At 41.3% G+C, this 23,612-nt stretch carries 27 protein-coding genes and 1 pseudogene; 8 read left to right on the top strand and 20 right to left on the bottom strand.

The window, feature by feature from the left end; all coding sequences use genetic code 11:
- Positions 1-62: 62 nt before the first annotated feature.
- From F891_RS10555 to F891_RS10540, 4 genes are all read right to left on the bottom strand, one after another.
- A complete protein-coding gene (locus tag F891_RS10555; RefSeq protein ID WP_005263471.1) occupies positions 63-602 on the bottom strand; it encodes a hypothetical protein in 540 nt (179 codons plus the stop codon).
- A gap of 40 nt (positions 603-642) precedes the next feature.
- Complete coding sequence (locus F891_RS10550; protein WP_126038012.1) at positions 643-1,182, bottom strand: IS630 family transposase; 540 nt, start codon at positions 1,180-1,182, stop codon at positions 643-645.
- On the bottom strand, positions 1,178-1,654 hold the full coding sequence (locus F891_RS10545) for a helix-turn-helix domain-containing protein (RefSeq protein WP_005262470.1): 477 nt from the start codon (positions 1,652-1,654) through the stop codon (positions 1,178-1,180). Before F891_RS10545 ends, F891_RS10550 begins: the two co-directional genes overlap by 5 nt.
- A gap of 381 nt (positions 1,655-2,035) precedes the next feature.
- Entirely contained in the window at positions 2,036-2,506 is a 471-nt protein-coding gene (locus F891_RS10540; protein ID WP_004731704.1) for a MarR family winged helix-turn-helix transcriptional regulator, read from the bottom strand.
- A gap of 706 nt (positions 2,507-3,212) precedes the next feature.
- Here F891_RS10540 and F891_RS18315 point away from each other — a divergent pair.
- Positions 3,213-3,311 (top strand): annotated as a pseudogene (locus F891_RS18315) (IS5/IS1182 family transposase); the annotation flags it as partial.
- Positions 3,312-3,473: 162 nt separating this feature from the next.
- Here the strand turns inward: F891_RS18315 and F891_RS10530 are convergent.
- Together F891_RS10530 and F891_RS10525 are read right to left on the bottom strand one after the other, a co-directional pair.
- Positions 3,474-4,268, bottom strand: coding sequence for a nitroreductase family protein (locus tag F891_RS10530; protein WP_004731701.1), 795 nt, complete (start codon positions 4,266-4,268; stop codon positions 3,474-3,476).
- A 71-nt stretch (positions 4,269-4,339) separates the two neighbouring features.
- A complete protein-coding gene (locus F891_RS10525; protein WP_004731699.1) occupies positions 4,340-5,140 on the bottom strand; it encodes an enoyl-CoA hydratase-related protein in 801 nt (266 codons plus the stop codon).
- A gap of 103 nt (positions 5,141-5,243) precedes the next feature.
- On the opposite strand from F891_RS10525, the gene F891_RS10520 reads away from it, so the two are divergent.
- Positions 5,244-5,813, top strand: a complete 570-nt coding sequence (locus tag F891_RS10520) for a nicotinate-nicotinamide nucleotide adenylyltransferase (RefSeq protein WP_004731698.1) — start codon at positions 5,244-5,246, stop codon at positions 5,811-5,813.
- A gap of 5 nt (positions 5,814-5,818) precedes the next feature.
- Here the strand turns inward: F891_RS10520 and F891_RS10515 are convergent, their stop codons facing one another.
- The gene (locus F891_RS10515) at positions 5,819-6,724 is read right to left on the bottom strand and encodes a LysR family transcriptional regulator ArgP (protein WP_004731695.1); all 906 of its coding nucleotides are present in this window, start codon (positions 6,722-6,724) and stop codon (positions 5,819-5,821) included.
- 104 nt (positions 6,725-6,828) lie between these two features.
- Between F891_RS10515 and F891_RS10510 the strand changes: the two genes are divergently transcribed.
- Entirely contained in the window at positions 6,829-7,434 is a 606-nt protein-coding gene (locus tag F891_RS10510; protein WP_004731693.1) for a LysE/ArgO family amino acid transporter, read from the top strand.
- Positions 7,435-7,844: 410 nt separating this feature from the next.
- Entirely contained in the window at positions 7,845-8,408 is a 564-nt protein-coding gene (locus F891_RS10505; RefSeq protein WP_004731691.1) for a YceI family protein, read from the top strand.
- A gap of 86 nt (positions 8,409-8,494) precedes the next feature.
- Here the strand turns inward: F891_RS10505 and F891_RS10500 are convergent, their stop codons facing one another.
- The 5 genes from F891_RS10500 to dapD form a co-directional block, all read right to left on the bottom strand.
- Complete coding sequence (locus F891_RS10500; protein WP_004731690.1) at positions 8,495-8,953, bottom strand: peroxiredoxin; 459 nt, start codon at positions 8,951-8,953, stop codon at positions 8,495-8,497.
- A gap of 81 nt (positions 8,954-9,034) precedes the next feature.
- Positions 9,035-9,448, bottom strand: a complete 414-nt coding sequence (locus F891_RS10495; protein WP_004645640.1) for a hypothetical protein — start codon at positions 9,446-9,448, stop codon at positions 9,035-9,037.
- A gap of 16 nt (positions 9,449-9,464) precedes the next feature.
- Positions 9,465-10,133, bottom strand: coding sequence for a 7-cyano-7-deazaguanine synthase QueC (queC, locus tag F891_RS10490; protein ID WP_004731688.1), 669 nt, complete (start codon positions 10,131-10,133; stop codon positions 9,465-9,467).
- Between the two features lie 34 nt (positions 10,134-10,167).
- Positions 10,168-10,878, bottom strand: coding sequence for a 7-carboxy-7-deazaguanine synthase QueE (queE, locus tag F891_RS10485; RefSeq protein WP_004731687.1), 711 nt, complete (start codon positions 10,876-10,878; stop codon positions 10,168-10,170).
- 131 nt (positions 10,879-11,009) lie between these two features.
- Positions 11,010-11,831, bottom strand: a complete 822-nt coding sequence (gene dapD / locus F891_RS10480; protein ID WP_004731685.1) for a 2,3,4,5-tetrahydropyridine-2,6-dicarboxylate N-succinyltransferase — start codon at positions 11,829-11,831, stop codon at positions 11,010-11,012.
- Positions 11,832-12,150: 319 nt separating this feature from the next.
- Here dapD and carO point away from each other — a divergent pair, with 319 nt between their 5' ends.
- On the top strand, positions 12,151-12,894 hold the full coding sequence (gene carO / locus F891_RS10475; protein WP_004731683.1) for an ornithine uptake porin CarO: 744 nt from the start codon (positions 12,151-12,153) through the stop codon (positions 12,892-12,894).
- A 60-nt stretch (positions 12,895-12,954) separates the two neighbouring features.
- Here the strand turns inward: carO and F891_RS10470 are convergent, their stop codons facing one another.
- From F891_RS10470 to F891_RS10435, 8 genes are all read right to left on the bottom strand, one after another.
- The gene (locus tag F891_RS10470; protein ID WP_004731681.1) at positions 12,955-14,184 is read right to left on the bottom strand and encodes an outer membrane protein transport protein; all 1,230 of its coding nucleotides are present in this window, start codon (positions 14,182-14,184) and stop codon (positions 12,955-12,957) included.
- Between the two features lie 89 nt (positions 14,185-14,273).
- The gene (locus F891_RS10465) at positions 14,274-15,197 is read right to left on the bottom strand and encodes a CysB family HTH-type transcriptional regulator (RefSeq protein ID WP_004731679.1); all 924 of its coding nucleotides are present in this window, start codon (positions 15,195-15,197) and stop codon (positions 14,274-14,276) included.
- 53 nt (positions 15,198-15,250) lie between these two features.
- Entirely contained in the window at positions 15,251-16,312 is a 1,062-nt protein-coding gene (locus tag F891_RS10460) for a sulfate/molybdate ABC transporter ATP-binding protein (RefSeq protein ID WP_004731677.1), read from the bottom strand.
- 11 nt (positions 16,313-16,323) lie between these two features.
- A complete protein-coding gene (gene cysW / locus F891_RS10455; RefSeq protein ID WP_004279077.1) occupies positions 16,324-17,217 on the bottom strand; it encodes a sulfate ABC transporter permease subunit CysW in 894 nt (297 codons plus the stop codon).
- Positions 17,214-18,047 (bottom strand): sulfate ABC transporter permease subunit CysT, encoded by an 834-nt coding sequence (cysT, locus tag F891_RS10450; RefSeq protein ID WP_004279076.1) that lies wholly within the window; start codon positions 18,045-18,047, stop codon positions 17,214-17,216. Before cysT ends, cysW begins: the two co-directional genes overlap by 4 nt.
- Positions 18,048-18,133: 86 nt before the next feature.
- Complete coding sequence (locus F891_RS10445; protein WP_004731675.1) at positions 18,134-18,739, bottom strand: RBBP9/YdeN family alpha/beta hydrolase; 606 nt, start codon at positions 18,737-18,739, stop codon at positions 18,134-18,136.
- 32 nt (positions 18,740-18,771) lie between these two features.
- A complete protein-coding gene (locus F891_RS10440; RefSeq protein WP_004731673.1) occupies positions 18,772-19,785 on the bottom strand; it encodes a sulfate ABC transporter substrate-binding protein in 1,014 nt (337 codons plus the stop codon).
- 175 nt (positions 19,786-19,960) lie between these two features.
- Positions 19,961-20,968, bottom strand: a complete 1,008-nt coding sequence (locus tag F891_RS10435) for a sulfate ABC transporter substrate-binding protein (protein ID WP_004279073.1) — start codon at positions 20,966-20,968, stop codon at positions 19,961-19,963.
- 159 nt (positions 20,969-21,127) lie between these two features.
- On the opposite strand from F891_RS10435, the gene pabC reads away from it, so the two are divergent.
- From pabC to tmk, 3 genes are read left to right on the top strand one after another with little or no spacing between them, the layout of a single operon-like run.
- Positions 21,128-21,940 carry an aminodeoxychorismate lyase gene (gene pabC, locus F891_RS10430; protein ID WP_004279072.1) on the top strand — a complete coding sequence of 271 codons (813 nt, stop codon included), beginning with the start codon at positions 21,128-21,130 and terminating at the stop codon, positions 21,938-21,940.
- Position 21,941: 1 nt separating this feature from the next.
- A complete protein-coding gene (gene mltG, locus F891_RS10425) occupies positions 21,942-23,000 on the top strand; it encodes an endolytic transglycosylase MltG (RefSeq protein ID WP_004279071.1) in 1,059 nt (352 codons plus the stop codon).
- Positions 23,001-23,002: 2 nt separating this feature from the next.
- Positions 23,003-23,602 carry a dTMP kinase gene (gene tmk, locus F891_RS10420; RefSeq protein ID WP_004279070.1) on the top strand — a complete coding sequence of 200 codons (600 nt, stop codon included), beginning with the start codon at positions 23,003-23,005 and terminating at the stop codon, positions 23,600-23,602.
- The last annotated feature ends 10 nt before the right edge of the window (positions 23,603-23,612 follow it).

Genomic DNA, 23,612 nt, shown 5'->3' with positions numbered 1-23,612 from the left:
GCTATATAAGCAGAAGTCTACCTGAAATCAAGCGGGCTTTATCATAGGCTTACAATTGAAATTCAATTCCAGAATTCTTGATATTTTGAGACCCAATACAATTTGGTTTTTATGTCGTAGCTACCATCGGGATTCAGGGAAATGAGGTAATGAATGTCTTTGCCTCGACTGCGGTTACCTTTATCTTCAGGAACTTGATACTTATACTTTTCTACTTCTTGAGGGGGAGTTAATATAATACGTTTCCATTCTGTGGCTGGAATTTTTGCTACACCTTCCTGTTTCGCTGCCATTATAGCGAGTCTTTTTTTTGCTGCCTCTTCTCCTTGAGCATAACGTAGTTCTTCAGGAACACCATATCCTTTTTTTATTTGCTCTTCATAAGTCAACCAAGGGGCATATTTAATAATAATTTGTTCAGGCACATAACCTTCAGGAGATACTTTACAAGTGTTATCTGTAGTTAAATATTTAGTTTTTCTTTTTACAGGCATATTTCCATCGCTATCATAAAAATTACGACACAATGGCCAATTGTTTTTAAAAATAAAGTTATGCTCAAAGTCGGATGGTCCTACAACAAAAGTGATACTATTCTTCATAAGCGGTGCCGTTGCTTGACAGCCAGTTAATAAGTATCAACTAAAAAGTAAACATGTATTCATTACCAAAACCCTTTGAAATCTGCCCAACCCAACGCTCTATTTGATCTGCCTTCATTACCTTAAAATCCCGCCAGTTATACTTCATCTGCTTCCAAACCATCTCAATTCTATTCAGCTCAGGACTATACGCAGGTAGAAAATACAAAGTCGTTGAATACTCTTGTACAAGAAGCTTGCGCCAATCTACCATCTGTTTGCTGCGATGAATCGAGGCATTGTCAACAATCAACACCAAAGGAACTTGATAGCTGCGTTTCACCTGTGCTGCTACACCCATCAAATAGGCATAAAACCAGCGACTGTTAACGGACTCCTGTAGGCAACTGGTGATCAGATGACCCGTTGACAGGAGACAACCCATCACATTAACTCGCTTTAGTCTTACAGCATCAACCGCATGAACATCGCCTATCTTTGTCCATGCATAACGGTTATCTGGCGTAGCCGAAAATCCTGTTTCGTCGACATAGCCCAATACAATTTCACCACGTGCCGCTTGCTCACGTAATGCTTCAATTTGCTGTTGCGCTTGTCCAAATGCGGTCGGGTCTCTTTTTTTTCAAGCTGTGGCGGGTGCGTTTGAAGACCATGCCTGAATCTCGCAAAAACTTGCGAATAGTTTCAACAGACACGGACACACCGTGTTTTTCATGCAGTTTGACTCGGATTTGTTCTGCATTGAGTGGGCTTGTGTTGACCCACTCTAAGATTTGAGCCTGATAGTTTGATGTCAGTGTATTGGGACGGCCTGAGCGATGACCTTCTTGAATCGATTCAAACTGATGTAGCTCCCAATGTCGGCGTTGTAGCCTTATGGTTTCTGGGATACGCTCTTGTAACGCAGCAACTTCGGCAACAGTTTTACCTTCGGAAAGCCAGAGAATAGTTTGGGCACGTTGTCTTTCACGCCAATGTGCTGCATGCTTGGTCAGGAGAATTAGTTGTGCACGCTGTTCTAAGCTGAGTGGGACGGTAACAATCCGTGGCATGTGCAAACATCGTTTAACCAAAAATGTCTTTTCGCATGTTTAGTTATTTTTGTCAACTTAAGCAGATACCGCAGATTACTAGATATTTTATTTTCATTAGTTTGCTCCTAGGTTTAAATCTAGATTAAATTTTAATGCTGTCCCTTAATTGGCCTTGATCTAGTTAAAATAATTTATGATTTGAATTATTTTTTTAAATGTTCTTATTATATAAATATTAATTAAACAGATGATTATTTTTTAATTATAAAAGATATCTATTGTTTTTAAATAGATATCTTTTATGCTAATTATTATAATATTACGTCCTGAAATTTAAAAAATATACTTTCCCCTGATTTTAACTCAATTTTTATATACTTTAATTTACCTTTGATTCAACTAATGCGAAGGAGCCAGGTTGCGGAAGATATGCTTAAGGCTGTGTAGCATTTTTTCAATTTGCAACGGTGTTAAACCATCGAAAGATTGCTCTAGTACAACAACACTAAGATCATTAATCTTTTTAATCATTTGCTGACCTTTTTCGGTTAATAATACTCGGGTAATTCGTGCATCATCCTCACAGGAATAAGTATGTACTAATCCCTCATCTTTCAGGCGATAGATGATTTTAGTGGTAGTTGACATCTTATAAATCAACATGTCAGATAAATCAGAAATACTCGCTCTATTTTTAAATTTTAATGCCAGTAAAATACGTCTTCGAGAATTGTCTAAACCGTATTTCTTTAAGGCATAGTCAACATTTTGCACATATTGGGTATGCACTTGACTAATCCAATGGTAGGGCGAATCTTCTAAATTAAAATCTGTAGGAATGGATAAAAATTTACTATACTTTTTTTTCATGGCCTCAACTCTTCTGTATGTTAGGGTCTTTTTAATTTGTTTAAAAAATGCATTTTATTTCAAAATATTTACTATCCTATTATAAGGTTATGAATCTTATCTTCAGTACGCCTTCACCTCCTATTTAACTTCTTTTTAAGTGAACCCTCTAATTCTTTTTTGCTTCTTCGAGCCTCTTTTTATAAAAGAACTAGAGAGCCAAAATTTCAGTCACATTTTTTATTTATCTATTGTTATTATGCGAACTGATTAAATCATCTTAATGATTAAATGATCTATCACAAAAAATACCATTTTTAATTAAGAAATACTTAAATATTTGTTCTGGTTGGCATTTTTTTATTTTGGAAAATTCATCTTTCTTTTTACCTTAACTTTAATTCAGTAAGCTTAAGATAGTTCTATAAGTCTTTTTAAAACATATTAAGATATTGTTTTATATTGATATTTAATATTTAAACTTTTTTATACTTTAAAAGTATAAAAATTATCTTCATAAAAAATAGAAGAAAAATAAACTATCTTTTAAATTCCACAATAGACATTTTGTGTGATCATGTAAAAAAAATTAAACTTTTTAGCTCAGCTTAATTTTCGATTAAAAAGAAATTTAACTAGAGAAATCACTAAATTGGATATTGAACTCAAAACTTATAATCAAAAAATTAATGGAAGAAGAATCGGAATTGTACATGTATTGGGTAGTGTGAAAGCTTTCAAAATCCTTGCTGAAAGATATCGTAACAGAGGAAAAAAACTTGGTTTGAGATTTAATTTGATTGCTGGAATATACAACTTGGAGCTAAGTAAAAAAATGACTTATGAAAGAGCGTTAATAAAAAATATGAAATTTCCGTTAAGATTTATCTTATGTATAGTTTTTAGCGTATAAAGAGTGAATTATGTGACATCCATGTCATAAGATATCTATCAGATTTAAGGTATTTAATTTCTATAGATACGAAGCTTAAACCTTCTGAATAAACAGTTCACGATCAAAACGGTATTGCGGGAAGAACACGCCGTCTTCAGCACGTTCACCTGCACCAATTACCATGACCGGATACTGTTCATCATTCAATTCTAGAATTTCACGAACCATCGGTTCATCAAAACCTTCCATCATACAGCTGTCAAAACCATAAGCACGTAAAGCTAAGACCAGGTTTTCACAAGCAAGCGCCGTCGTTTTGGTCGCCCACAGTTTCGCATCAGCTGGACTGAAAGCAGAAACTGGCATTTGTTTGTCCAGTGTACGGGCAACTTTGAAAGCCACTTTCTTAAAGTTACCAAAAGCATTCAGATAACCAGTCTTATAGTTGTAGGGAATATATTTATAGTATTTCTTAATCGCGGGCGGTGCTTCAGGAAATGGAAATTCATTCACATTACGTTTCGCCATTTCATCGATACGGTCGGTACGTGCGATACAGACAATTAGCTCAGAAGCTGTTTTGGCTGCCAGTTGACTCATACAGGCTTTGACCAGACGTTTTTTCTTGCCCGGATTTTGTACCACATAAAAAGTCCAAGGCTGCAAGTTCGACGAATTTGGTGCCAACAACGCTAGATCCATACAGGCATCCAGAACTTCGACAGGAATTGGCTTTTTGGTAAATTTACGCACTGAACGTCGGCTTTCAATCACCTTACGAAAATTGTCTATATCTATATCTTGAGGTGCAGGTTCGTAATAACGTTTCTTTTCTGGATTTGAACTATCTGTTGTTTGAGAAGAGGTTTGAGAGTTTTGATTTGGCATACTTCAGATTCTTGGAAAAATAAAAGATTGAGGCAGTCTAAACCACCTCGTTGAACTCATAAGTTTGAAAATTAGTTGAATTGTGTGAAATCAGGTTTACGTTTTTGCATAAAGGCTTGAACCGCTTCCAGCATTTCTGGCGAGCCAACACGCTGCATGAAAATTTCTGCTTCATGGTCAATCCATTCCACAATTTCATTCACATTATGTTTCATCAAGGCTTTAGATTGCACCAGTGATGCCAATGGCAGGGCAGAGAGCTGGGCAGCTTGTGCTGCTGCTTTAGTATAAACATCTTCTTCAATGCTATTCACCAGACCTGCGTCGAGTGCTTTTTCGCTATTGAATTTTTGCGCAGTCAGCAATAATTCGGCCGCTTTATGATAACCCGCTTGCTGAATCAACAGCTTGCTTGAAGCACCTTCAGGCGATAGACCCAGACTGACAAATGGAATCTGGAACAGGGCGGTATTGTCACTATAGACCAGATCACAATGCAGTAAGATCGTCACGCCAATGCCGATTGCAACACCACGCACGGCTGCAATCAATGGCTTGGAAAATTTTGCAGCAGATTTCAGTAAAACAAACGGTGGGCCTTCAGCGGCGGGTGCCTGACCTTTCTTCGCAGCAGATTTCATAAAATCCTGCATATCATTGCCCGCACTAAAGTCTGCATCCTGACCACGTAAAACGACCACACGAACTTCAGGCGCCTGATCTGCTTCATCTAAAGCTTTCGCAATCCAGAGATAAAGTTCGCTATATAACGCATTTTTCGCTTCCGGACGATTGATGGCTAAAGTGAGTACACCATGTTCTAAATTCGCATTCAAATGCTCATGAGGTTGTTGAATACAGCTCAGTGTCATCGTACTATCCTTGCTTTAAAACTTAATTTGATTTTATGGGAATGATTATGTCGCATATTTATTGGGGCAGCACAACTCATGAGTCATAAAAAACTGATCCCTTATGAACTATACATTTGATTATCTGGTTTTCATTGGCCGCTTTCAGCCTTTTCATCTGGCGCACATGCAAACGATTAACATTGCCCTGCAACACAGTCAACATGTGATTTTGGCTCTCGGCTCTGCGCAAAATGAACGCAATATCAAAAATCCATTCTTGGCTTCGGAGCGTGAAGCCATGATCCTGTCAAATTTCAGTCCTGAAGATCAAGCTCGGATCAAATTTGTAGAAGTCATTGATGTTTATAATGATGAAAAATGGCAAAAACTGGTGAAATCGCTGGTGAATCAGGTTATTGAACCGGATGCCAAAGTTGGGCTGATTGGGCACTTTAAAGATGATTCTTCTTATTATTTAAAGTTTTTTCCAGAATGGGAAATGGTCGAACTTGACAGCCTGGAAGATGCCTTATCCGCCACGCCGATGCGTGAAGCTTATTATCGTGGCGAAATTCAACGAGATAAATTTCCACAAGGCACGATTGATTTTCTAGAGAATTTCCAAAAAACCACGACCTATCAGCAACTCAGTGAAAAATTTGCCCAGAATGATAAAACCAATCTGCTTTAAAAGTATCAGGTTGTTATGGGTTGATTCATGGTAGTTTGAGCATGCTGTTTCAAACATTCGCCTAAAATTTCCAGGGCAGACGACTGTTCTTTCCAGTGATGCCAATACAAGGGTACTTCAATTCGCATCTCACTCGAAAGTTCAAGCAGTTCACCTGACTCCAGCAAATCCCTGGTTTGATAGTCCGGCAGCCAGCCATATCCTAGACCCATGACAATCGCATCAAAAAATGCATGGGTCGATGGAATAAAGAAATGAGGATATTGAGCAAGGTTCAGGCCAAATTCGTGCTGAATAAACTGGGTATGTAGCTGGTCTTTTTCATTAAAAATAATGGCAGGGGCAAGGCGTAGCGCATCCCGATGTACCCCTTGATGAAACCAGTTTCGGGAAAAGTCAGGGGTGGCGACCAGACGATACTGCATCTGTCCGATCAACTCAGCCCGGCAACCTTTCATTGCCTTACTCTCTGTACTCAAACAGGCATTGACGAGACCTGCTTCTAACAGATGATGAGTCTGTGATTGATCATCCACCTGAAAATGCAACACAATTTTATGCTGGATCAGCTGGGCTTGTAAGGTTGGTAATAGCCAGGTCGCGAGCGAATCAGCATTGGTGGCAATATTCAGACAATAGAAACCTTCCTGTTGCAATTGTCCACCCAAATCCTGCATCAGATTCTGTTCTAGCAAACGTTGATGCTGTAAATAATGCAATAAGGTTTGTCCGGATTGAGTCACACGGCAAGGCCGATCTCTCACCAGAAGCAATTGTCCCAATTTTTTTTCCAGACTTTGAACACGAAGGGTCACTGCCGAGGCAGTAATATTTAGCTGCTCGGCAGCCAGATCGAAACTTCCCGTTTTTGCAACTGCGTAAAAAGCATCACATTGTTTCGCATTCAGCATATCTGTTATCTAAAAATAATTTAGTTAAATTGATATTAACTTAGTTTTAATTAATCGCATCCATTTTGTTGAATAATTCATTTATTCAAAAAAAGGGGAATGTGATGTTCAGTTATATGATGAGTGGTTTTGCAGTGGGAATGAGCCTGATTGTCAGTATCGGTGCACAGAATGCTTTTGTATTAAAACAAGGTTTAAAACAGCAGCATGTGTTCTGGGTCTGTGTGATTTGTGCCTTGTCTGATTCCATTTTAATTCTGCTTGGCGTACTAGGCTTTGCGCGTATCATTGAACATTATCCAGATATTGTTATATTTTCTAAATATATTGGTGCAGGATTCCTGTTTTATTATGGTTTGCATCATGCGATCAGCGCATTTAAATCAACAGAGGTTTTGGCACCAAGTGACCAGCTAACAGAGCATTTTCTACAAGTACTGATGATCTGCCTGGCTTTTACTTGGCTAAATCCGCATGTTTACTTAGACACAGTCATATTGATTGGATCAATTTCAACCCAATACGCCTTAGGAAAATGGTGGTTTGCTTTAGGTGCTGTCTGTGCTTCCTGGTTCTTTTTCTTTAGTTTGGGATATGGGGCAAAGATACTGACGCCTTGGTTCCAGCATCCAAAAGCATGGAAAATACTGGATGCTATTATTGCCTGTACCATGTGGGGCGTCGCGGTGTCATTAATCCTCAGTATTTGATTCAGGCTACAAAAGCCGATAGATCGGTTAAGAAGTTGACCAAGCGTGTCATTTTAGATAGGTATCGAGAATGGTCAGCGCAGAAAACAACTCTTTTCAGTACTGCAAGCACATAGATATTTCAATATATATTGAGCTTAAAATAAACGATCTGTCTGGTATAAAAAAATTTTAAAATCAGAATTTTATAAGATGAAAACAATCTCCTGCTAGCCTAGCAGGGCCACTTATCAGAGAAAAACCAGCACAAGCATTTTGTCCGTTAGTCATGAATGATTTTACAAAAACTTCAATAAACTGGTATAAAAATAACGAAAACCTGTTCGCTCAAAAAACAAGAAAATTTAGTTTCAGATTAAGCCGTGTACTTAAATCCGATCAATAAGAAATTAAACAAGGTGGATTTAAAATTGAAAACAACAATAAAAACTGGGCTCCTTAGCTTGGCGATCTGTTTAGCTTTGACCAGTCAGTCTTTTGCAAGATCATGGACCTTAACTCCCAAAAGTGATGTCGGTTTTGAGATCAAGTCGATGGGTCTTACTGTAGTTAAAGCCAAGTTCAATCAGGTTCAATCCACGATGCAGTTTGATGCTAAAGCACCGCAAAATGCCTCAACCCATCTGGTCATGGATGTGGAAAGTTTAAGCTTTAGTAAGCCGCTATTTAAACATATGATTCTGGGCGAAGACCTATTTTATGTAGAAAAATATAAGACTGTAATTTTTAAAAGTATCCAGTTTAAAGAATTGGGCAATGGCAAATACAATGTTTTAGGTCATTTAACCCTGCGTGGTGTGACCAAGCCTGTGATTTTCGAAACAACCTTTAAACCCAGTATGTCGAATACCAACCTGCTTGATGTTCAGGCATCTGCTGTGATTAACCGTAGGGATTTTGGTATGAAAAAAGGAATTGCCGGGGTAGGAGATAAAGTGAATCTTCATCTTTCGGGACAGTGTGAAATGAACTAGGGTAGATATAAAATACTTGATGATATGACATTTATTGTAAAAAAAGCCCGAATATTTCGAGCTTCTATTTATACACAAGCATGCAATTAAGCAGCTTGTAAAGCTTTTAAATCTTCCAGAACTTGTTCTGCGTGACCTGCTGCTTTGACCTTACGGTATTCTTTGACCAGTTGGCCATTATGGAAAATAAAAGTTGAACGCTCAATGCCCATCACTTGTTTACCATACATGTTCTTTTCTTTAATCACATCAAAGTGATTGCACAACACTTCTTCTTTATCACTGATCAGGTTAATACTCAGGTTCTGCTTTTCAGTAAAGTTCTGATGAGCTTTTACCGAATCACGGGATACGCCAAGAATTGTGGTATTTAAAGCATCGAACTGATCTTTTAAACAGGAAAAGCCAACTGCCTGAGTCGTACAGCCTGGCGTAGAATCTTTAGGATAAAAATAAATCACCAGCCATTCTGTATTTAACTGGGTTAAATTGATTTCGCCTGTCGTCGCAGGAAAATTCTGGTCAAGCAAACTAATTTCAGACATAAAAACTCCTGTTTTCTTTAAATTTTTTCAAAAAAATAAGCCACATTATAGTGGCTTATTTTATCAAAGAATAATCAGATCTTATTTCTTTGGTGCCGCTTGAGCTGATTTCATTGCTTCTTCAGTCAAAGTTTTCAGTTTGCCTGTTAACTGTGGACCAAAGCATGCTTGAAGATCTTTATTCTGCTTCTGTACAAAAGCTAAAGTGCCTGGGCTTTTCTTCTGGTTAATGGTGCTTTGAATTTCCCATTTTTGTGCATTGGTTAATTTGCCATCTGCTTCAATAGCACAACCACAATATTTGCTGACTTCAGCAGATGTCAATTTTTTGCTTTTGCCAGTTTCATTTTTACAAACATTGATCAATGCAGATTTTACATTGGTGCTTTTATAAGCTTGTTGTAATTTGTCATCAGCCGCTTGAGCCGTAGTTGCGAACATAGCAGCAGCTGAAACAATTGCTGAAAGCACGATGCTTGATTTTAAATTCTTCATAAACTCTACCTTGTTATTACGGTATATAACGTGTCGGGTCTTCAACACCTGCGTCCGCAAAACCCTGTTTACGTAAACGACAACTATCGCATTTGCCACAGGCACGTCCTTGGTCATCTGCTTGATAGCATGACACCGTTTGACTGTAGTCTACGCCATGTTCAATACCTAAGCGAATGATATTTGCTTTGGATAAATGTAACAAAGGTGTTTCAAATTTGAGCGCCTGACCCTCTACGCCAACCTTGGTCGCAAGGCGTGCCATGTTGGCAAATGCCTCGATAAATTCCGGACGGCAATCCGGATAACCGGAGTAATCAACCGCATTAATTCCGATGACAATCGCTTCAGCTTCGAACACTTCTGCCGCGGCTAGAGCGTAAGACAAGAAGATAGTATTACGTGCAGGAACGTAAGTAATCGGAATGCCAGCCTGTTCATGGTCGGGTACCTCAATACTATGATCGGTAAGGGCTGAGCCACCCAGATTACCCAGATCAATATTGATCACTCGATGTTCCACACCCGCACGTTGCGTTAAAGCTTTTGCTGCATCCAGCTCGGTCGTTGAACGCTGACCATATCGAAAACTGAGTGCGATACATTCATAGCGTGCCTGTGCCCAAGCCAGACATGTGGTTGAGTCTAAACCGCCAGATAACAGGACAATGGCACGAGGGCGCATAAGCTGATTCTCCAAAAAAATACTTTACAAAAAATTAACGACCAGTTTCATCATTCCATAACAACTTGTGCAGCTGTAACTGGAAACGAACAGGGAGATGGTCTTCTAAAATCCACTGAGCCAAATCACGTGCCAGTGGCGGTAAACGAACCGCACCTTTTTCGACCGCAAATGCAGGCGAAAACCAAACTGTACTCACTTTGTCTTGAAGTTGGTACTGTTCAAGTTGTTGTTTTGACCATTCATAATCTTCACGATTGCATATTACGAACTTGATTTGATCATGTGCAGTTAAATGATCGAGATTAGCAAGCAAATTCCGTGCAACTTCACCTGAATTTGGTGTTTTTAAATCTAAAACTTTAGAAATACGTGAATCCACTTTGGACACATCTAAAGCGCCACTGGTTTCAAGTGAAACCTGACATCCTAAATCTGCAAGTCGCTGCATCAGGGGTAGGGCATTTGGTTGTGCCAGTGGTTCACCACCGGTCACACAGACATAAGGGGTTTTAAAATCTAGCGTGGTCTGGATAATATCGTCCAGAGACTGACGCTCACCGCCTTCAAAGGAATAGGTGGTATCACAATAGCTACAACGTAATGGACAACCGGTTAAACGGATAAATACCGTTGGCAGTCCTGCGGCATTGGCTTCACCTTGCAATGAATAGAAAATCTCCGTAATGCGTAAACCCGCAGACGGATCAGAGACAGGAATTGCGGAAGATCGAAGCGTATTCATAACAAAACTAACCAATGAGAAATAAATAACCGGATATAAAAATAAAAATCCCTACGATTATTACTAATCGTAGAGACGAGGAGCAGTTGAAGCTCCGAGGAACACAAATGTGTCCTCTAAGTTAAGACATCTTAGTCTTCACGTAATAGATCGTTCAGACTTGTTTTAGAACGAGTTTGTGCATCAACTTTTTTCACGATGATGGCAGCATACAGGCTGTAAGTGCCACACTTAGAAGGGAGGCTACCAGCAACAACGACTGAACCTGCTGGTACACGGCCGTAGTGGATTTCGCCAGTGGTACGGTCATAAATCTTGGTCGATTGACCAATGAATACACCCATTGAAATTACAGAACCTTCTTCAACGATTACGCCTTCAACGATTTCAGAACGTGCACCGATAAAGCAGTTATCTTCAATAATGGTTGGATTCGCTTGCAGTGGTTCAAGCACACCACCAATCCCTACACCACCTGACAAGTGAACATTTTTACCAATTTGCGCACATGAACCGACAGTTGCCCAGGTATCAACCATCGTGCCTTCATCTACATAAGCACCGATGTTGACATAAGAAGGCATCAAGATCACGCCTTTGGCCTGGAAAGAACCTTTACGTGCGACAGCAGGTGGTACGACACGTACACCAGCAGCCTTAAATTGTTCTTCAGTCCAACCTGAGAATTTAGTCTCTACTTTGTCATAGAAACGAAGATCACAAGCTTCCATTGGTTTGTTGTCGTTCAATTTAAATGATAACAATACCGCTTTTTTAATCCATTGATGAACAACCCATTCACCATCGATTTTTTCAGCAACACGTAAAGTACCATTGTCTAGACCAGCAATTACTTCCTCAACTGCTTGACGGATTTCAGCAGAGCAATCTGCAGCTGTAAAATTCGCACGGTCTTCAAACGCTTGTTCAATGATTGTTGAAAGCTGCGACATGATCTTCCTTCCAGAAAAAAATTTTCTAGATTTTACACTATATTGCAGGAAAAATAGTTGAAAGCACTAAAAATAGATGAAAAATAACCAAAAGTGTAGAAAGCGTGAAATTATTAAAGTGATAAGTATACTTTTTCATTATGTTGAAATGTAGGAGAAGTGTTAGAAAATGCTTGGTTCTGAACAAGAAAAATTAATTTGTATCAAAAAATAACAAAAGATGAGCAAAATGCGAATAAAAAATATTTTTTAAGTCCTTTATATTGAGCCTATCACGAATAACTAATGATCAAAATAAGTTCTTTTGAGGAGAGAAATAATGAAATCTTTACATAACATTTTAGCAGTATCAGTCTTAGCTCTAGCAGCGAGTTCTGCGATGGCTGCTGATGAAACAATCGTAACAGATGAAGGCGTTGCTGAATTCTCTTTCTTTAAACCAGCTTCTGTTCGTGCTGAAGTCGGTACTACCGGTTATGGTGGTGCAATTTCCTGGAGTGCTAACCCATATGTAGGTGTCACTTTAGGTTATAACGGCGGTGATATTTCCTGGTCTGATGATTTATCAATCAATGGTTCTGATTATGACCTAGATATGGACAATAACCTGACTTATCTAAATGCTGAAATTCGTCCTTGGGCAAACTGGTTCTATATGGCGGCTGGGGTAGGTTATATTGATAATGATTATGGTCTAGAACGTCGTCCAGGTACTAATGCTTCATTTACAGTAGGTGGAGAACGCTTTAGCAATCCAACTGGTGCCGATGTTCGTATTAGTGGTGATTTATCCTACAAGAACAACATTGCTCCTTATGTAGGTATCGGTTTTTCTCCCGCGATTACTAATCGTTGGGGAGTATTTGGTGAAATTGGTGCCTACTATAATGGAAATCCAACTGCAAATTTAACTGCTAATCCAGAAGCTTTAATAGCAGTAGGCCCAGGAAGCGAAGGTAACAGTTTAGAAGATGCTCTTGCTCAAGAAGAACGTGATATTCGTAACGACAATAAATACGAATGGTTACCAGTAGCGAAACTAGGTGTGAGCTTCCGCTTCTAAGATTTAACTTAATATAAAAAAACGGGCTTCGGCCCGTTTTTTTATATTTTTAGAACAATTTTAAAAGTGATAACCCAGTTTCAAAGCTAGGATCAAAGCACTATTTTCAGAAACTGCAGATAAACCTGCAATCTGTGGCGTCATAGGTTCGGATGAGGAAATTTCAGGTTTTTGAAACTTTAAATAATATAGTCCAGTAGCAATATCCCAGGTTTCTTGAATCTTATAAAGATGACCTAGTCCGATACCCCAATAGCCATCACTCGGATTCAAGGTTGAAGCCGGATTTCCTGTACCAGAATCCCATAAAAGTTCAATCGAATTTATGCCAAAAGATGACCATTGATGGGCAAGTCCGATTTTGCCAGACCATTGATCCTCACGATAATCAATCATTCTAAAAGGTTTTACTTCAGGGAACTGTAAGGCCGCATAGTCAATTACAGCGCCAAATTTAGGTGGCTGGATCACGAAATTCTGCCAGTTTGACCAACGCAGCGTGCCATAGAGCGCATTTTGATCAGTTAAAGCTGTCTGAAAATCCAAGTTCACAGACTGTGGAGTTTGAATTTCTGTATAAGGTGCTGGATTTGTACCTACAATAATTGATTCAGTGGTTTTATTGTGATGAGTAATTGCAGAACGATAGGTCAGTGCGGTTCTAAAAAAATATTCAGGAATCTGATAACTGATTACTGCAAGCCAGCCCCAAGCGGGATCTCGTTCAAATGTGGCTCGATAACCATTGAATATATAAAATGTCTGCCCGGCTAAATATAAATTTCCCTCTAAGCTTTGATAACTTAGCCCTGTATAAAAATTCCAGTCAGCGTCTGGTTGAAAGCCAATTAATGAGGTCAAATTATGGCTCTCAAACTGAATGGTAGCAGCCTCAATGGGAAGTGCCGCACCTGCAAAAACAGGATCATAATGATAAGCGATATCTATAGAATAAGGCCGATCATAAATCAGTCCCCACGACACTTGAGGATTTAACTGGAATTTTAATGCGGCATTGGAAACCCATTGGCTATGGGCAAGATTTCCTGTAGAAAAATCGATGATGCCTAATTGTTGTAGCTCTTCGGTATGTTGTACCTGACCGCTGATATCAGGGCGAACCCAGGCCAATGAAACTTCAGCATAATGATTTTTTTCAAAAAACGATTGGATGCTTTGGTTAGATTGTTCAAACGCTGCTGCATAACCTGACCCGGAGAAAAACAAGCCCACGGAGAAAAGAGCAAATTTATTATTGATCATCTTGGTATAATTCAATTTATTATGCATGTGATTATGCTTGATATTTATATTCTTTATCTACTCAAAAAATAAAAAAGAGGCCAATGAGCCTCTTGAGTTTAAAGCCTGAATTTAGTTCAGTCGTCTGGATAGGCGACTTTTTTAAGTGCTTTAATATTGGCATCTGGCGAGCATAGGGAAATAAACTCGTAGCCATAGCCACGCAGTAAATGTCCTTTACGTACCGCAATCCAGGTGGTATTGACACCAAAAATGTCGGTTTTAATTTGCTTTAAACGATAATCGCGCTCAGGGTTATAAGCGACATCGTTGACGATACCCACGCCCATGTTCATTTCGACATAGGTTTTAATCACATCGGCATCGAGTGCGGACATCACGATATTGACATCAAAGCCGGCTTCTTCAAAAGCAGTATCAATCTTGGAACGACCGGTAAAACCACCATGATAGGTAATAATCGGGTAGTGAGCCAGATCTTCAATCCGGATGTTTTCCTTACTCGCCAGCGGATGATTTTGCGGCGTAATAATACTGTGTTGCCAGTTATAATAAGGCACGCTGGCCAGATTGTCTTCAGTCGTCAGGGCTTCAGTCGCAATACCGATATCGGCTTGGCCTTCCAGCAGCATTTCCGTAATTTCCATCGGGCTGGCCTGTTGCAAAATCAAATGTACTTTAGGGAATTCTTTTTTGAATTGGCTGACAATTGGTGGCAACACATAACGCGCCTGGGTATGCGTCGTGGCAATCGTCAATGTGCCTTCATCGACTTTATTGAAATCATCGGCCAGACGTTTGATATTGTCGGCATCGACCAGCATGCGTTCCACAATGCCTAAAAGTGCCTGACCTGGTTCGGTTAAGCCCAGTAGACGTTTACCTTTACGGATAAATAACTGCACCCCCAGTTCATCTTCCAGATCTTTAATATGCTTACTTACCCCGGACTGTGAAGTATAAAGCGCAGCAGAAGCTTCAGTTAAATTAAAGTTTTGTCTAACCGTTTCTCGTATAATTCTTAATTGTTGGAAATTCATAATTCTCTTACCCTAGAAGAGGATGGGGCATTTTAAAGCCCCATCTTTTGATCTTAAGCGACCTGGTTTTCAAATAAATGCAAGTTCACCGCACTTAACCAAACAGTTTGATTTGGGCGGAATTGGTGCGCTCTCGCTTCATCAGGCGTCAGTAAAATTTCAATCAGATTGCCTTGACGGTCATTTAGCTCTGCAACGACTTTACCCGCGATCCATAATTCACGAATGAAAGTCGCTTGAATGGCATTGTCGTGTGGCTGTGCATGAATGCGTAGTTCATCTGGACGCGCGAATAAAATCACTTCACCTTGAGCGGCATTTTTTGCACCCTCAAATTGAATGCGGTCTTCGCCGAGTTGGATGAGGCCGCCATGGTTCTGACCTTCAAAACGGTTCGCCTGACCCAAAAAGTCGAATACAAATGGAGTTTTCGGGGTTTCATAGACCTCACGCGGTGAACCGATCTGCTCTACATTGCCTTTGTTCATTACTACGATCTGATCTGCAACTTCAAGTGCTTCTTCCTGATCATGAGTCACGAAGATCGAAGTAATATGCAATTCGTCATGCAGGGTACGTAACCAGCGACGCAGTTCCTTACGCACTTTGGCATCCAGTGCACCGAAAGGTTCATCTAGTAATAATACACGTGGTTCAACGGCCAGAGCACGTGCAAGGGCAATACGCTGACGCTGACCCCCAGAAAGTTGAGCTGGATATCGGTCAGCAAGGAAACCGAGCTGAACCAAGTCGAGTAAACGTGTCACACGTTTTTTAATTTCCGCTTCCGATGGACGAGTTTTACGTGGACGCACACGCAGGCCAAAGGCAATATTGTCAAATACCGTCATATGGCGGAACAAGGCATAGTGCTGGAATACAAAACCAACTTCACGCTCCCGTACATGCACATTGGTAGCATCTTCGCCCTCAAGAATAACCTGACCGCCATCTGCTGATTCCAGACCGGCAATAATCCGTAGCAAAGTGGTTTTACCACAGCCTGATGGACCAAGAAGTGCGACCAGTTGACCATCTGGGAAATCCAGCGAGATATTTTTAAGTGCATGGAATGCACCAAAGTGTTTTTCAATATTTTGTACTTGAATACTCATGTGGGCATTCCTTAAGAAACTGTTGAATCTTCATTACGTTTGTCTTGTTTTTCCTGGCGCAGTTCCACCCATGTTTTTAAAATCAGGGTCACAATTGCGAGGAGAGCCAGAAGCGAAGACACGGCAAACGCAGCACTAAAGGTATATTCGTTATAAAGAATTTCGACGTGTAGCGGCAAGGTATTGGTTTCACCACGGATATGGCCGGAAACCACCGACACCGCACCAAATTCACCCATGGCCCGCGCATTACACAGAATCACGCCATAGATCAGACCCCATTTGATATTGGGCAGGGTCACTTTCCAGAAAGTCTGCCAGCCAGATGCACCGAGTACAATCGCAGCTTCTTCTTCTTCGGTTCCTTGTGCTTCCATTAACGGAATTAGCTCACGCGCAACAAAAGGTACCGTAATAAAGATAGTCGCTAGGACAATCGCAGGCACTGCATAAAGGATCTTGATATCGTGATCCATCAGCCAAGAGCCCATCCAGCCTTGGGTACCAAAAATCAGTACCAGCATCATACCCGCAATCACAGGTGAAACAGAGAAAGGGAGATCAATAATGGTCGTCAGGAATGATTTACCTGGAAAGTTAAACTTCGCCACAGACCAGGCTGCCGCAACACCAAATACGACGTTGAGCGGTACTGCGATTGCAGCCGTCAGCAAGGTAAGTTTTACTGCCGACAGAGTATCCGGATGCACCAGCGCTTGGGTATAAACGCCAACCCCTTGTTTAAAGGCTTCAACAAAAACCAGAATCAAGGGCAGAATCAGGCAGCTTAAAAAGAAGATTAAGGCAATAGTGAGCAGCGTATAACGTACCCAAGTTGGCTCACGGGTTGCATCACGGGATTGCAACTTTTCAGCCAGCGCATTGCTGTTGGTATTTAAACTCATCGCGCAGTTCTCCCGGTACGACGGCTAGCCCATGCCTGTAATAAGTTAATCAGGAATAGCATCACGAAGGAAATCAGTAGCATGACGACAGCAATCGTGGTTGCACCGGCATAGTCATATTCTTCTAGGCGAGAAATAATCATTAACGGTGCAATTTCCGTTTCAAAAGGCTGGTTACCGGCAATAAAGATCACCGAACCATACTCACCGACACCACGGGCAAAGGCCAAAGCAAAACCAGTGATCAGCGCAGGCAGAAGAATTGGAAAAATCACTTTGGTCACAATCTGAAAACGGTTGGCACCCAATGCAGATGCAGCTTCTTCCAGTTCAGTTTCCAGATCACTCAGTACCGGTTGGACGGTACGCACCACAAAAGGCAGGCCAATAAAGATCAATGCCAATGTAATACCAATCGGGGTATAAGCGACTTGAATGCCAATTGGTTCTAAATATTGACCAATCCAGCCGGTCGGTGCATATAAAGAGGTCAGGGCAATACCCGCAACTGCAGTTGGCAAGGCAAATGGCAAATCTACCAGAGCATCGACTATGCGTTTGCCCGGAAAGCTGTAACGTACCAGACACCACGCCAGCAACAGGCCAAAAACTACATTGACCAGTGCAGCGACAATGGCCGCGGTGAAACTTAACTGCAATGATTTCAAGATACGTTCAGAGCTCAGGATTTCCCATAAGCCATCCCAGCCAATGCCCAGTGATTTAATAAAAACAGCTGACAGCGGGATCAAAACGATTAATGACAAATACGCTAGGGTAAAGCCTAGAGAAAGACCAAATCCTGGCAGCACTCGGGATCGCTGCGACATGATTACTCCTCAGAAGAGAGAAAGCTGATTGAAGTCAATCAGCTAAAATAAAAAAACAATTTGGGCACAAGCATAATTTGCAGCGACTAAAATGCAAATTTAAAATAACACTTGCTCTCATCAACTTTGCTGATATGGGGCATAGTGTTTTCTGAAATCAAATAGTGTTCAATTTCAGGAAAAGGGCCAAAACCAGAAGCGACATTGACATGACCGACTGCACCCAGATTAATTGGTTTGATTTTCCAGGTTTGGGCCAGTATGTGGGCATCTTCAAAACTTAACCAGGGATCATTTTCACTGATCAATAACGTGGTGGGCACCTGAAGCTTGAGCTGTTGAAAATAGGTGCTGTAGTCAGTCTGACTGTCGCGCGAAAAACCATTTTCCCCAAATCGTGCCGGATTAGCTGGTGCCACCAATAGCAGATTTTTTACTTTTGCATTGAGTTCGGGATGTCGGGCAAGGGCCGCAATACTGGTCAGACAGCCAAAGCTGTGTGCGACAATCTGAACCTCTGCTGGAATGGCTTGCAGAGTTTTGACAAATTCTGCTACCCAGATATCCAGTACCGGATGATTCCAGTCCTTTTGCTGCACACGGGAGCATCGCATCAGCCGGTGCTGTAAGCAGGTTTGCCAGTGGTTGTATTCACTGCCACCTACACCAGGAACGATAAGCGTATGAATCATGTCGATGCTCCTATATCAATCAGCTTGGAAAATTATTTCGCGCTGTTGGCTTTAACGATCTGGTCAAATACACCACCATTTTCAAAGTGAGCCTTTTGTACTTTGTTCCAGCCGCCAAATTCCTGATCAACCGTCACCAGTTTTAATGGCTTAAATACTTGGCTGTATTTGGCCAGTACTTTGGCATTACGTGGACGATAATAATGTTTACCTGCCAGGTCTTGACCCAATGGCGAATACAGGAAGTTCAAATAACCTTGAGCCAAGTGCTGGTTGCCTTTTTTCTTGGCATTTTTTTCTACAATCGCCACCGGTGGCTCAGCCAGAATCGACAGAGAAGGGGTAATAATTTCAAACTTGCCCGGCTGTTCGCGAAGGGCTAAATGCGCTTCGTTTTCCCATGCGAGTAAAACATCCCCAATGCCACGTTCAGCAAAGGTCGTGGTTGAACCACGTGCCCCGGAATCCAGAACTTTGGTATTTTTATAAATTTTACGAACAAATTCTTGCGCAGTCTTATCGTTGCCGCCCGCCTGATGTTTGGCCCAAGCCCAAGCCGCCAGATAATTCCAGCGTGCACCGCCTGAAGTTTTCGGGTTTGGGGTAATGATCGCTACGCCCGGTTTGACCAGATCACCCCAGTCCTTAATCTCTTTCGGATTGCCTTTACGCACCAGGAACACGATGGTTGAAGTATAAGGCGTCGAGTTTTGCGGCAATTTCTTCTGCCAGTCCGCAGGTAACAGTTTAGCTTTTTCTGCCAGCACATCAATATCGGCAGCCAATGCTAACGTTACGATATCTGCATCCAGACCATCAATCACGGCACGTGCCTGTTTGCCTGAACCGCCATGCGATTGCTTGAAATTGATTTTTTGACCGGTACGGCTTTCCCAATATTTGCCAAAATTCTTATTTACATCTTCATACAGTTCACGGGTCGGATCATAGGATACATTGAGAAAATCACGTGCTGCTGCACCAAATGAGGTTGCCGAGATAACAGCTGCTAAAACCCCAAGTTTTAATGTGTTTGAAATGCTCATCTGGACTGAATCTCTGATATGTTCTGTAACATAAGCGCAGAATAAACTTATTCTTTATGCATAAAAAATAATTAAAAATGAATTTTATATGAAAAAAAGAGATAAATAAGCTCTTAAGTGTTTGAAATAAGAATGGCCTTATGAATAAAGGCCATAATGAACTGCATTTAAAGTATTATTTTGCGTGATTGGTTTTGACAATCTGATCAAACACACCACCATTGTCAAAATGCTGTTTCTGAACCTTGGTCCAGCCACCAAATTCTTTATCAATGGTGACCAGTTTTAAGGACTTGAATACGGTACTGTATTGCTTTAATACATTCGCATTACGTGGACGGTAAAAGTTTTTCGCCGCCACAGTCTGTCCAGCAGGTGAATAGAGGTAATTTAAATAGGCTTTGGCCAGATGTTCATTACCATCTTTCTTGGCATTTTTTTCTACGATTGCCACGGGTGGTTCAGCCAGAATAGACAGAGAAGGAGTAATGATTTCAAATTTTCCCGGCTGTTCGCGGACGGCCAAATGTGCTTCATTTTCCCAAGCCAGTAATACATCCCCAATCCCGCGTTCAGCGAAAGTCGTGGTAGCACCACGTGCACCCGAATCCAGTACTTTGGTTTGTTTGTAGATTTGACGGACAAAGTCTTGTGCTTTGGCATCATTGCCACCTTTCTGGTGTTTGGCCCACGCCCAGGCAGCCAGATAATTCCAGCGTGCACCACCTGAAGTTTTTGGGTTCGGGGTAATAATGTCTACGCCTGGTTTAACCAGGTCTCCCCAGTCTTTGATTCCTTTTGGATTGCCTTTACGTACAAGAAAAACGATGGTTGAAGTATAGGGTGTCGAATTCTGCGGGAATTTCTTTTGCCAGTCTTTAGGCAGCAAACCACGTTCTGCAATTTCATCAATATCTGCTGCCAGTGCCAGTGTTACAACATCGGCACCCAGTCCGTCAATCACGGCACGTGCCTGTTTGCCTGAACCGCCATGTGACTGTTTATAGTTAATATCCTGACCGGTGGTTTTTTTCCAGTATGCGCTGAATTCCTTATTGAAATTGTCATATAATTCACGAGTCGGGTCATATGAAACGTTTAGGAAATCTTTTGCAGAGACACTAAAAGCGCTTGCTGATACCAGTGCTGCCAATACCCCAATTTTTAATTTACGAATGCTCATTTTTTCCTCAAGTTTTTTAGCTTTTGTTAGATGAGGCAAGAATAGCTTGAGTTTTTTTGCATAAAAAATAATTAAAAAAGAATTGGATGTGAGTAAAAAAGATATATAGGTGAAGCCTGAATCTGACTGCTCAATTTTTCATTTTAGAGGCTGCAAAATATGCTGTATTTAAAAAATGCCCAACAGGTCAGCCAGATAGATGTGCTGGATCGTGGCTTTCATTATGGTGATGGCTGTTTTACCACGGCCCGGATTCGGCATAACCGGATTGAATTATATGATCGTCATCTGGCACGTTTGCACATTAGCAATCAGAAATTAAGCCTGAATGCCAATCTTGATCTGATTGCAGAAAGCTTACAGATTTTACGTGCATCAGAACATGAACTGAATGGCACATTGAAAATCGTGCTGAGTCGTGGAATTGGTCAGCGCGGTTATAGCTTGCCGGATCATCCTGCAGATCTCTGGCTATTTTATTATCCTCAAACCGTACAGGATTTTAAGTTTGAACAGATTCAAAGTGGCGTATTGCAGCAGGCAGTGGGATTGACTATGCCCAGTCTGGTTGGACTGAAAACCCTGAACCGCCTGGAGCAGGTTTTACTGAAACAGGAAGCAGATCAACGCGGCTGGCCTGAGGCAATAGTGACAGATGTACAAGGTGGCATTGTCGAAGGGGTGAGCAGTAATTGTTTCATTCTTATAAAGAATACATGGATTACGCCAGAACTCCGTTATAATGGCGTCTTCGGTGTCATGCGTGCAGAAATTCTACAACGTATGCAAGATCAGGGTATTGTCTATGAGCAACGATATATCGGTATGGATGAAATTTCCCATATTCGGAGTCTGTTTTTCTGCAATGCACTCAGCCCGATGAAAATTGTCACACAATTTGAGCAGCGCGCCTTGGATGGCAATGCTTGTATTGAACTTTTTAACCGTCTTCGATTAAACCAGATGTCTTAATATGTCAGCTTCCAAACCTAAAGCCAAAAAGAAAAATAAAGCGAGATTCTCCTCATCTTTCAAAGGAATTGCCTTGGTCCTGATGGGGATTGTTTTGATCTTGGCGTTGATCCTGAAAAGCAGTTTGTGGAAGGATTATCCTGTAGAAGGAAAAAAACAGCTGCTCGCGATCGAATCTGGTCAAACCTATTCCGGTTTTATTGATCGTCTGGCCACAGAAGATCAGGTGAGTTTCCCGATCATTCTCAAGCTGTATCAGCGCATCATGATTCATGACACCATGAAAGCGGGCGTGTATGAAGTACGCCAAGGCATGAGCATCCGTCAGGTCTTGGAGATGATTTCCGATGCAGACAATGCCCAGATGAGCCGGATTCTGGTAATTGAAGGCACGACCTTTAAGCAACTGATTGATGCCCTGAAGAAAAATGATTTAGTCACCAAAGAAGTACTGCATCTGCCTACTGAGCAATTACTCAAAGAATTGAATATTCCGTTTTCACATCCTGAAGGGCTGTTTGCACCGGATACTTATTTCTTTGCCAAAGGTGAAACTGACCGTAAAATTCTGACCAATCTGTATCAGCGCCAGATGAAAGCACTGGATGAGGCGTGGGCGAAGCGTGCAACTGATCTGCCGTATCAGAATAAATATGACGCGCTGATCATGGCCTCAATCATTGAAAAAGAGACCAGTGTGGATCGTGAATTGGAACAGGTTTCTGGGGTATTTGTACGCCGTTTAAAAATTGGCATGCGTTTACAGACCGATCCAACAGTGATTTATGGCATGGGTGACAGCTATAACGGCAATATTACTCGCAAGGATTTACGCACACCGACGCCGTATAACACCTATACCATTTCAGGTTTGCCGCCAACACCGATTGCCTTGCCAAGCAAGAAAGCCATTGAAGCAGCCATGCATCCGGATAATTCTGACAACCTGTATTTTGTCGCTACCGGTAATGGTGGGCATAAATTCACGAGCAATCTGAATGACCACAATAAAGCCGTACAGGAATATCTGACGATTTTACGCTCGAAAAATAAGGAATGAGTATGTTTATTAGCTTTGAAGGCACAGAAGGTGTAGGTAAAACCACGCTCATTCGTTCGATCTATGAAGATTTTATCGCACAGGGCAAAGATGTTATTTTGACTCGTGAACCCGGTGGAACCCCGATGGCTGAGCAGATTCGCTCGCTGTTGCTGGCTGTGAACCATGAAGAAGCCATGGCGCATGATACCGAGCTGTTATTGATGTATGCGGCGCGTGCCCAGCATCTGGCACAAGTGATTCTGCCCGCATTAGAAGCTGGGAAAATTGTCTTATGTGACCGTTTTAGCGATGCCAGCTTTGCCTATCAATGTGCAGGTCGGGGTCTGAGCGAAACCAAGTTGCAGTTACTGAATGACCACTTTGTCGCACGCATGCCGGACATCACGTTCTGGTTAGAAGCACCTATTGAACTGGGGATGAACCGAGCACGTGAACGTGGTGCGCTGGATCGCTTTGAACAGGAAAAAGTCACTTTCTTTGAGAAAGTGAGAGCGGGATATGAAACTTTATGGCAACGTCATCCTGAACGGATCAAACGTCTGGATGCAACTCAAACGCCTGAGCAGGTATTTGAGCAGGCCTTAAGTTATTTAAAATAAGCCGATTATT

The sequence above is a fragment of the Acinetobacter sp. CIP 101966 genome (assembly GCF_000369725.1).
In the GTDB taxonomy this organism is placed as follows: domain Bacteria; phylum Pseudomonadota; class Gammaproteobacteria; order Pseudomonadales; family Moraxellaceae; genus Acinetobacter; species Acinetobacter lwoffii_Q.
This window is presented reverse-complemented; position numbering and strand designations above follow the sequence as displayed.